The organism is uncultured Gimesia sp. (assembly GCF_937919775.1).
Classification (GTDB): domain Bacteria; phylum Planctomycetota; class Planctomycetia; order Planctomycetales; family Planctomycetaceae; genus Gimesia.
The window spans coordinates 1-8,490 of the sequence record NZ_CALFPF010000635.1; the positions used below are offsets into that span (position 1 = coordinate 1).

Sequence of the window (8,490 nt, forward strand, 5' to 3'; positions counted from 1 at the left end):
AGAATGCCAGGGCAGGGCGATTGTTCTCGACAAGGAATGTTATGGAATCACGCTGTCTGCGAATGTGATTGCCCATAACGGGAGTGGGATTATTCTTGATGATGCACATGGCTGTGCAGTCAGTGCGAATACATTCACCCTGCTGGCCGCAGATGCCTTAAAGATTGGCCCGAAATCCGGTCGGATTACTGTGACAGGCAATAATTTTTCGAACAGTTATATTGGTCATGGGCAAGTCAAACGCCGCACGGATGACCTGAAAGCAGCAGGTCTGACTTTGGATAAAACACGCGGTGTGACAGTTTCCGGTAATCTGTTTTCTTCGGTACGTCCCAAGGCAGTGCAGGTCATTGAGCCGACAACGCATGTCATTTTTGGTGATAATCTCCTGATCGATGTCGAATCGGATCACGAAAAACTGAGGGATTCGGTGATTAAGAATAACCTGATCGCGCCGGCAGAGCCTGTGAAACCAGAACCCGGACAGGCGGGATCCAAATAGTACTCTGCAGCAAATGTAGACGGTGATTTTACGGATACTTCCTGAAAAAAAGGCGAATGTGCGATGCTGCGATTTTGTGGAGTCTGCGTTTGTTTGATGGGGGGAGTGTCCTGGTTGCTGGCAGCTGAACCACAACAGACAGTGCGTCAGAGGGTTCCTCACTATCAGGAGCACCTCGACCTCTCGTATTATCTGGATCAGCAAGTCCAGAAACAGCCGATCAAAACAGAAGCGGACTGGAAAATACGGCGGAACCATATTCTGGCAAATATGCAGACCGTCATGGGGGAAGTGCCTCGACCTGAAAATCCGGTTCCACTAGAGATGAAAGTGCTGGAAGAAACAGTCGTTGGCACCACGAAACGGTTGAAGATTTCTTATCATACGGATGATCTTCAGCAGAGGGTGCACGCCTATTTGTTTATTCCACACTCTGCCAGCAAACAACATCCGGCGCCCGCCGTTTTGTGTCTGCATCAGACGAACTCTGCGATCGGAAAAGAAGAGCCGGCAGGGATCAAAGGTCTGCCCAATTTAAAATATGCACTCGAACTGGGAGAGCGCGGATATGTGACTCTGGCTCCCGATTATCCTTCGTTTGGTGAATACCCGTACGACTTCAAAACACACCCGGAATATCGTAGCGGGACGATGAAGGCCATCTACGATAATATGCGATCGATCGATCTGTTGCAGTCTCTGGATTATGTGAACGGGGACAAAATCGGTTGTGTCGGGCATTCGCTGGGAGGGCATAACACGATGTTTACCGCCGCCTTTGATCCCCGGATCAAAGCGCTGGTTTCCAGTTGCGGATTCACCCGTGTTCACAAATATTATGGTGGTAAATTAAAAGGCTGGACCAGCGACCGTTATATGCCGTTGATCAACAGCGAATATCAGAATAACCCGGATCTGGTTCCTTTTGATTTTACCGAAATCGTTGCCAGCTTTGCACCGCGCGCGTTTCTTGCCTGTTCGCCGATCAGTGACAGTAATTTTGAAGTGTCGGGTGTGAAAGATGTGCTGCAGATTGCCAGGCCCGTTTATGAGTTGGCTGGCAAAGCAGACAATTTACAGGCCGTTTATCCTGAAGCGGGACATGATTTTCCACCAGCCACGCGCGAAACAGCCTATCAGTTTTTTGATCAGCATTTGAAGAAATGATTTGGGGCGAAGGATGCTGGATACGAAATTCTGAAACCGTCTGCGAATTAATCCGGTTGGAACTGATCTTTTTCGGGCCAATGTTCGATCTGGTTAATCCACTGGTGCATGGGGCCGTCAATCAAAGAGGCTAAATTCTTTTTGTCGTTACCATATCGCGTATTGAACAGGATTGCCCAGTTGATCTGGTCGCGACGTCTCACGAGTATCGTGGAAGTTCCTGGCAGTGCGCCGTTGTGCCAATGGTTTTCGCTTCCCTGTTTGTGAAAGGGCCTGACCATCCAGCCGCAGGCATAATACGTGTCTTTCGGTTTTCCGTCCTGTCCATAGCCGGCAAGCCCGGCAGGGCGTTCAAACATTTGAGCGATCGCAGGTGCTTTTAAAATGGGGCATTGTTCGCGGTTATTGAACGCGGTTGCAAACCGCACCAGATCGGGAGCCGACGCCAGCCAGCCGCCATGCGAGTCCATTGCTTCCAGATACCACGCACCATAAGGCTGAGGCACCTGTTCCGGGTTTTGATCAGAAAAGACGGAAGGGCCTGACGAAAAACTATAATATTTGACTTCGTTTTTCCTGCGAAATTGCAACAACGTTTTTCCCGGTTCTGTTTGCTTCATCCCGAGAGGAGTGCAGATCGCCTGTTGCACATACTCGTGATATGGTAATCCTGTCACAGTTTCGATGACTCTGCCTAACAGGCAGTAACCAAAGTTTGAATAGGCATAGCGCTCACCCGGATTAAAATCAAGGGGTTGCTTTATCATCATCCGAATGATGTCCCCGGTTTCTGCGGGAGGTGTTTTACCAAGTTGCTTCGCGAACTCCACAGAACGGAACATCGGGTCAAAGGAAACACTCCGGTCCCAGCCTCCGGTATGATTCAACAATTGTTGGATCGTAATCTCTTTCAGCCGTGGATCGACGTCTGGTTCCGCAAGCTGTGGCTGGTATTCGTTCAGGATATCAAAGACTTTTGTATCCTGATTTAATTTCTTCTGTTCGATCAGTTTCATAATTGCGACGGCGGTAATCGGTTTAGAAATACTGGCAATCCGGAACTGACTCTCGGGCTGGACGGGCTGTTTCAGTTCCAGGTCGGCGTATCCAAAGCCGCGCGCATAAACGAGCCTGCCACGATAACTGACGGCGACGGCAGCTCCGGGAGAATGGTGTTCCTGCAGAAATTTCTTGATGGAATTGTCCAGTGACAAGAGTTCTTTCTGAAAGAGTCCCGTGACTGGAATCTCGTCGGCAGATGCAGGAATTGCCATTACTATAAGACCCAGAAACAGGAATGGTCGGCAGAGCATGGCGTATTCCATAACAGGTGGCTTTTTCAAACAGAGTGATCTCTCTGATGATAGAGTGAAGGGGGATACGCCATCAAGTAGATTCTTGACTGACCTGATCTGCTTTCTGAAATCAGGTGCGCGCAGCGGGTATGTTAACAGACAATCCACTGCTGAAGCGGCACACAAATCAGGGTTTCACTAAATAATAAAACAGCTTTGTAATCATATTTTTTCTGCTTTATTTTTGTCTAAACGCATGTGCGATGAGATCACGGTCAAACTGTTCCGGTACTTTATCTTCTGCGGCGAACAGATAAATCGTTGCGATCAGAATGGAATGTAAGGCAGAAGAGACGAGCGAAACTAAGAGTATGAGAATGAATCCCGTTGCGATCAGAACTCCGCCCAGCAACGCGTTACCTGATGCAATAATAAAGCCACCGGCAACGATGAGCAGGATGATGGGGATCATGATCAGAAAGACGATCATGCCAATCCCGAAGTTCGCGACGAGAGACTCTCCCCAGGTTTTGCGCAGAATACCCACCGAACGTTTCATGGCTTCAAAGGGATTCTTCTGTTCCACAACCAGCACGGGGATCACAAAATAGTACTACAGCGCCTGAACGATTGATCTTTTACGCTTAAGTTATTTTGGAGTATAACATCAATCGTTTGACCGGTTTTTCTGTAGCTGGGAGGTTCAAGGATGGACGTGAAAGCGATTGAGTCGCTGATGCCGGAGTTGGAATCTTTTGTGAGTCGCTACCTGCCTAACTTTGGACGGGTGCAGAATCATGCGCACGCAATGACGATCTTGCAGGGACTGCTCGCTGGCGGTGATCGGCGAAACGTTGAGAACATGGCTGAAACAATCGAAGGCGGGGTAGTACGCACATTGCAGAAGTTCATTGCCCAGGCCGTCTGGTCCGATCAGGATGTACTTGCAGAACTTCGGCAACATGTCTGCGCAGCCCTGGGAGAAGATGATGGTCTACTGATCGTTGATGAGACTGGTTTCCCCAAGAAGGGCAAACAGTCCGTGGGGGTAGCCCGGCAATATTCGGGAACGCTCGGTCGCGTCGACAACTGCCAAGTGGGCGTCTTTGTGAGTTATTGCAGTTCGCAAGGCGAAACGCTGATCGATCGTCGGCTGTTTCTTCCTGAACAATGGATGGTAGATGAGCAGCGTCTCGCGCAGGCCGGTGTTCCCTCCAGCGTCATTTTTCGCAGCAAGCCGGAATTGGCCAGCGAAATGATCCAGCAGGCAATTATTGAGGGCGTACCGTTTCAATGGGTCTGTGGCGACAGTATTTACGGCACCAGCCCGGTATTTGTGCAAACCGTTCGGGAGTTGGGAAAGTGGTATGTCGTGGAGACATCGTGCGATGCCAGGGTGTGGACCACCAAACCGAAGTTGCGGCCCGTCGGCCAGACAACGCGCCAGGGGGGCCGTCCCACAAAGAACGCCAAGCCCCTGAAGAAACCCCGGCGCGTAGATGAAGTGGTGGCGAATCTTCCTGCGTCTGCCTGGAAACGGATGAGTGTTGCGGAAGGAAGTCAGGGACCACGCCTCTACGAATATGCAGAAATCACAGTCTGGTTTTCCGAACAGTCGCGTCCGACCGATCGGCGGGAACGGCTGCTTGTTCGCCGTTCTGTGGGACAAGATTCTGAATTAAAATATCAACGCTCCAATGCTCCCGCTGAGATTCCCTTGAAGAAGTTAGCGGAAGTCGGTGGCAGCCGCTGGTGCATTGAAAAGAACTTCCAGAGTGGTAAAGGCGAATGCGGGCTGGATGAATACGAAACGCGCGGCTGGATCGGTTGGCACCATCACACCTGCCTGTCGATGCTGGCGTTGCTGTTTTTAACCTTACAGAAACAGCGGCTGGGAAAAAAAACATCTGGGCCTGACTGTTCCGGAAGTCCGCAACATACTCAAGCATCTGCTAGACACAAGAGGCTGGACCTCGGCAGTGCTCGTCGAATGGAGCCAATGGCGAATCGCCCGCAACCAGATCGCAAAACACTGCCACGAACAAAGAAGAAGAAAAGAACTACGAAGACGCTTAAGAAAACGTAAACAGGCGCTGTAGTAATAGGTGGTAATGGACCATGCCATGCCGAGCAGGCCGGCTACGATTTGCCCTATTTTTTCTGAACGGGATTCGATCAGCTTCAGAATAAATCCTACAGTAGCGCTCACCAGTGCCCAGCAGGCAATTTGCGGCAGGCGATTCATGGCGGCCCTGAATCCATCGCCGACCGTCGGGTTGCCGCCTTTCAGCCGAATAATCGCACAAGCCATCAAAGCAGAGTTGAAAAAGATGATGACGAAGAAGTTTACAAAGTAGAAAGCAAACAGAATGATGTAAGCCACTGGGTCCTGGGGCAACTGCTGCTCATTCATCACAACATTGACGTATTTACTGTTCCAGAGGGGGGCTGCAAAACTGGCCAGGACCAGCAGGCAGGAAAAACCGCTCATGATCGGGAACAGCAGCAGTTCCTTGTCCAGCATCAACACGTGAAAGCTTTGTTTGGTGAGTGCCCATCCATTGGAAATGCGGGTAAACATAGTCATCAATCCTTGTGAATAGTCTTCGTATCATCAGGGGCGCATGTTGTATGGGCTGCCCTGTCTGGTTCGGGGAACTCACGTTTTATAGCAGAAAGGAACGGAATTGCGAATCGGATTTTCGAATTCACTCAGAATTCATTGAACGGGACAAGATTTCGGAGCATTCATTTAGTTTTGGGCAGCGACAATAACAGCGCCACGGTGGCCCAGCTGCCAGCAGTGACGGAGATAAATTGATCTTTCCCATGCGGATAACCGGTTTCAAAATAGGTTTGAAACGGCTTGGCGTGACTGACGACGTGCCAGGATCCATCGGGCTGTTGTGAATTGAGCAGGTATTGAATACCCCGTCCGATCGCCGGGTGATCCATGGCGACTTTTTCCGAACGTTGCAGAGCGACGAGCACCGTGCCGGTCGCATAGGCGTCGCTTTCCATCGTGGGGAGTTGAGACCATCCGCCATCTGCATTTTGTAGCTTGATTAATGCTTCGATCGCCTGCCTGGTGACGGATTCTTCCACATCCAGGTAGAGCAGGGATCGCAGTTGAAACACCCGTTCTTCCGTGGAATCGGGTTTTAAATCAAGCAGCCATTGCCGTGCCTGTTTGATGCGGGCTTCGATGCGGGGGCGCTGCTCTTCAGTGCCAAAGATTTGCAGAGCACGAATCACAAAGTAGTTCGTATTCGTGTCACTGGACATGGAAGGGGGGCGGGTGGAATTACGAATCCAGTGTGCTTGATCTTTGTTGCGTTCCAGCAGATATCCGGTAACGGCTGTGCTGACTTCATCCGGTTTACGTCCCGCTATTTCGAGAGTCCAGAGCGCATAGCTGGCAGTGTCAGGACCACCCCCTTGGCCTTTGCCGGCGCGGTAATTATCCAGTCCCCGTTTCAGATGCGCAGCGGTATGTTCCACCTGCAACTGGAAGTTGGCTTCATTTATGTTAAAGCCACGCTGCTTTGCTTCATCCAGTACCAACACTGCCAGTGCCTGGTTGTGGCAGGTGAAACATTTCCGTTCGCGGGCAGAACCGGCGGATGCGTTTTCAATGAGAGGAATCGATCTTTGGATCGCGGCTTTGATTGCTGATGGATCAAGAGCAGGTTCGCCTGCAGACAACAAAGCGGGCAGGTTGCAGGTAACGTAAAACAGCAGTGTGCAGAAACTATAGTTACGCATCCGTGCCCCTCTCATGGCTGATAGATAATGCATGTCACTTCATTGAGGCACACGACAATGCCTCAAAACAACATGCATTCTAACCACTCTACAGATTGAGAAGCCAGATTCTTTCACAGTATTTCATGTACGAGCAGGAATGACTTCGACTATTTCAGCGAGACACTTTCTTTAGGAGCCCGTTTGGTAGTCTGGATATGCTCGGGCAGGAAGCCGAGGCCGATGATTTTGCCCGCCTTTTTCCTGATAATCGGGGCGAACAAACCGGCGATTGTTCGCAGCGTCCAGGAAATGGAAACCGGTTTTCCGGGAACGGTTTTTCCGCCAAACAAACGTTGGTGAGCGAAAACCTGCATCCGTTGTGTTCTGAGTGCCGGTGGCTCACGGCGAAGTTGGACCTGTTTTAAGTCATCAATAGTCACATTGCCTGCATAAAGTTTATCTGCGAGCAGGTTTGCCGTCGCGACCGCATCCTGGACCGCCAGATTCACACCCACCCCTCCGACCGGCGACATTGCATGGGCAGCATCACCAATAAACAAGAGCCCCGGTTGTGCCCAGTTGGTAATATGATTCAACTGAATGGTGAGCAGGCGAACTTTTTCCCAGTCATCAATTGCCGCAACACCCTCCGCGAGGTCCGGCAGAATATCTAAAACTCTCTTGCGAAATGCTTCCAGTCCTTCCGCTTTTATTTCGTCAAAGGAACCTTTATGAATGATCAATCCCGATTGGAAATAGTCTCCCCGGTCAACCGTGATCAGCATACGGCCATTCTTGATTCGTCCCAGCGTGTGATCAAGTAACTCACTCGATTTTCCCACTCGAAACCAGAGGACATCAATGGGGATCCCCTTTTCAATCACTTCGACACCCGCGTCGATGCGCATCTGCGAACCCCGTCCGTCAGCTCCGACAACCAGATCTGAGTGAATTTCATATTCGCCGTTAATGCCCTCCACTTTAACGCCGACAACGCGATCGCCGTTATAGATCAGATTCGTTGCCTTGGATTGCATGTGAACCTGGAAGTTGGGATATTCGCCGGCATGTTTTGCGAGCAGATTTAAAAAGTCCCATTGAGGGGCAAACGTGATGAATTTACATTTGGTAGGCAGATGGGTGAAGTACGGCCCCGGAATCTGTTTGCCTTCGATATTGAAATCGAGAGAATCAAAATGCTTGTCCGCAATCTGCAGGAACTCATCCAGAAACCCCAGCTCGTGCATCAATTGCAAAGTAGAAGGGTGAATGGTATCGCCGCGAAAGTCCCTCAGAAAGTCTTTATGCTTCTCCAGCACAATCACTTCGACGCCGGCCCGCGCCAGCAGATAACCCAGAAAGAGACCTGCGGGACCACCGCCGACAACACAGCAGCGGGTTGTGATCTGTTCTCCTGATTGTGGCGGAAAAAACTCACTCACGGCCCTTTACCTCCTGTAATGCTGGCATTGATTAACTGGTTATCTCGCGAGTGCGATTCAGTAGCTTAGGTCAGATGTGTGAAACCCTCAAGATGAAAATGATTCAAATTTCACCAAAATGTTTCCCTGTACAGGGGAATGAATCAGTGGGGATTTTATTCGGGCTCCCGCTATGAAGTTTCATCTTGATGATTTCCTTTGTTTTCTCGATTTGCCGTTCGTTTAGTATGGCGTTGAGAAAATATCACAATCACAAAGAGAATCATCAAGCTGCCAAAAACTCCCATGATACTAATCATCGCGTTTCTCCTGTTTTTACAACTGAAGTCCCATGCAG

8 protein-coding genes and 1 pseudogene are annotated in these 8,490 nt (G+C 50.2%); 4 read left to right on the top strand and 5 right to left on the bottom strand.

Translation table 11 applies throughout. From position 1 onward, the window contains the following. Positions 1-502, top strand: a 502-nt coding sequence (locus tag Q0294_RS18115) for a NosD domain-containing protein (protein WP_299468261.1), incomplete at its 5' end; no start/stop codon positions are given. Positions 503-565: 63 nt separating this feature from the next. Beyond that, positions 566-1,669, top strand: coding sequence for an alpha/beta fold hydrolase (locus Q0294_RS18120; protein ID WP_299468264.1), 1,104 nt, complete (start codon positions 566-568; stop codon positions 1,667-1,669). A 47-nt stretch (positions 1,670-1,716) separates the two neighbouring features. On the opposite strand, the gene Q0294_RS18125 is transcribed toward Q0294_RS18120, so the two are convergent. Both Q0294_RS18125 and Q0294_RS18130 read right to left on the bottom strand, forming a co-directional pair. After that, positions 1,717-2,943 carry a serine hydrolase domain-containing protein gene (locus tag Q0294_RS18125; RefSeq protein WP_299468266.1) on the bottom strand — a complete coding sequence of 409 codons (1,227 nt, stop codon included), beginning with the start codon at positions 2,941-2,943 and terminating at the stop codon, positions 1,717-1,719. 259 nt (positions 2,944-3,202) lie between these two features. Continuing rightward, positions 3,203-3,568 carry a DUF6159 family protein gene (locus Q0294_RS18130; RefSeq protein ID WP_299468267.1) on the bottom strand — a complete coding sequence of 122 codons (366 nt, stop codon included), beginning with the start codon at positions 3,566-3,568 and terminating at the stop codon, positions 3,203-3,205. A 132-nt stretch (positions 3,569-3,700) separates the two neighbouring features. Between Q0294_RS18130 and Q0294_RS18135 the strand changes: the two are divergent. Beyond that, a pseudogene (locus tag Q0294_RS18135) lies at positions 3,701-4,831 on the top strand (IS701 family transposase); the annotation flags it as partial. A 9-nt stretch (positions 4,832-4,840) separates the two neighbouring features. On the opposite strand, the gene Q0294_RS18140 reads toward Q0294_RS18135, so the two are convergent. Then, complete coding sequence (locus Q0294_RS18140; RefSeq protein WP_299468273.1) at positions 4,841-5,299, bottom strand: DUF6159 family protein; 459 nt, start codon at positions 5,297-5,299, stop codon at positions 4,841-4,843. Between Q0294_RS18140 and Q0294_RS18145 the strand changes: the two genes are divergently transcribed. Continuing rightward, positions 5,192-5,563: a hypothetical protein gene (locus tag Q0294_RS18145; protein ID WP_299468275.1), complete on the top strand. Its 372-nt coding sequence runs from the start codon at positions 5,192-5,194 to the stop codon at positions 5,561-5,563. The genes Q0294_RS18140 and Q0294_RS18145 overlap by 108 nt on opposite strands. Positions 5,564-5,712: 149 nt before the next feature. On the opposite strand, the gene Q0294_RS18150 is transcribed toward Q0294_RS18145, so the two are convergent. Further along, entirely contained in the window at positions 5,713-6,729 is a 1,017-nt protein-coding gene (locus Q0294_RS18150; protein ID WP_299468269.1) for a prenyltransferase/squalene oxidase repeat-containing protein, read from the bottom strand. Positions 6,730-6,878: 149 nt separating this feature from the next. Further along, positions 6,879-8,153, bottom strand: coding sequence for an FAD-dependent oxidoreductase (locus Q0294_RS18155; protein ID WP_299468271.1), 1,275 nt, complete (start codon positions 8,151-8,153; stop codon positions 6,879-6,881). Positions 8,154-8,490: the final 337 nt, after the last annotated feature.

What these genes read in the sequence shown, in the direction of transcription:
- Q0294_RS18120 (WP_299468264.1), top strand. Translation starts at nt 566, where the DNA reads ATGCTGCGATTTTGTGGAGTCTGCGTTTGTTTGATGGGGGGAGTGTCC.
- Q0294_RS18125 (WP_299468266.1), bottom strand. Translation starts at nt 2,943, where the DNA reads ATGGCAATTCCTGCATCTGCCGACGAGATTCCAGTCACGGGACTCTTT.
- Q0294_RS18150 (WP_299468269.1), bottom strand. Translation starts at nt 6,729, where the DNA reads ATGCGTAACTATAGTTTCTGCACACTGCTGTTTTACGTTACCTGCAAC.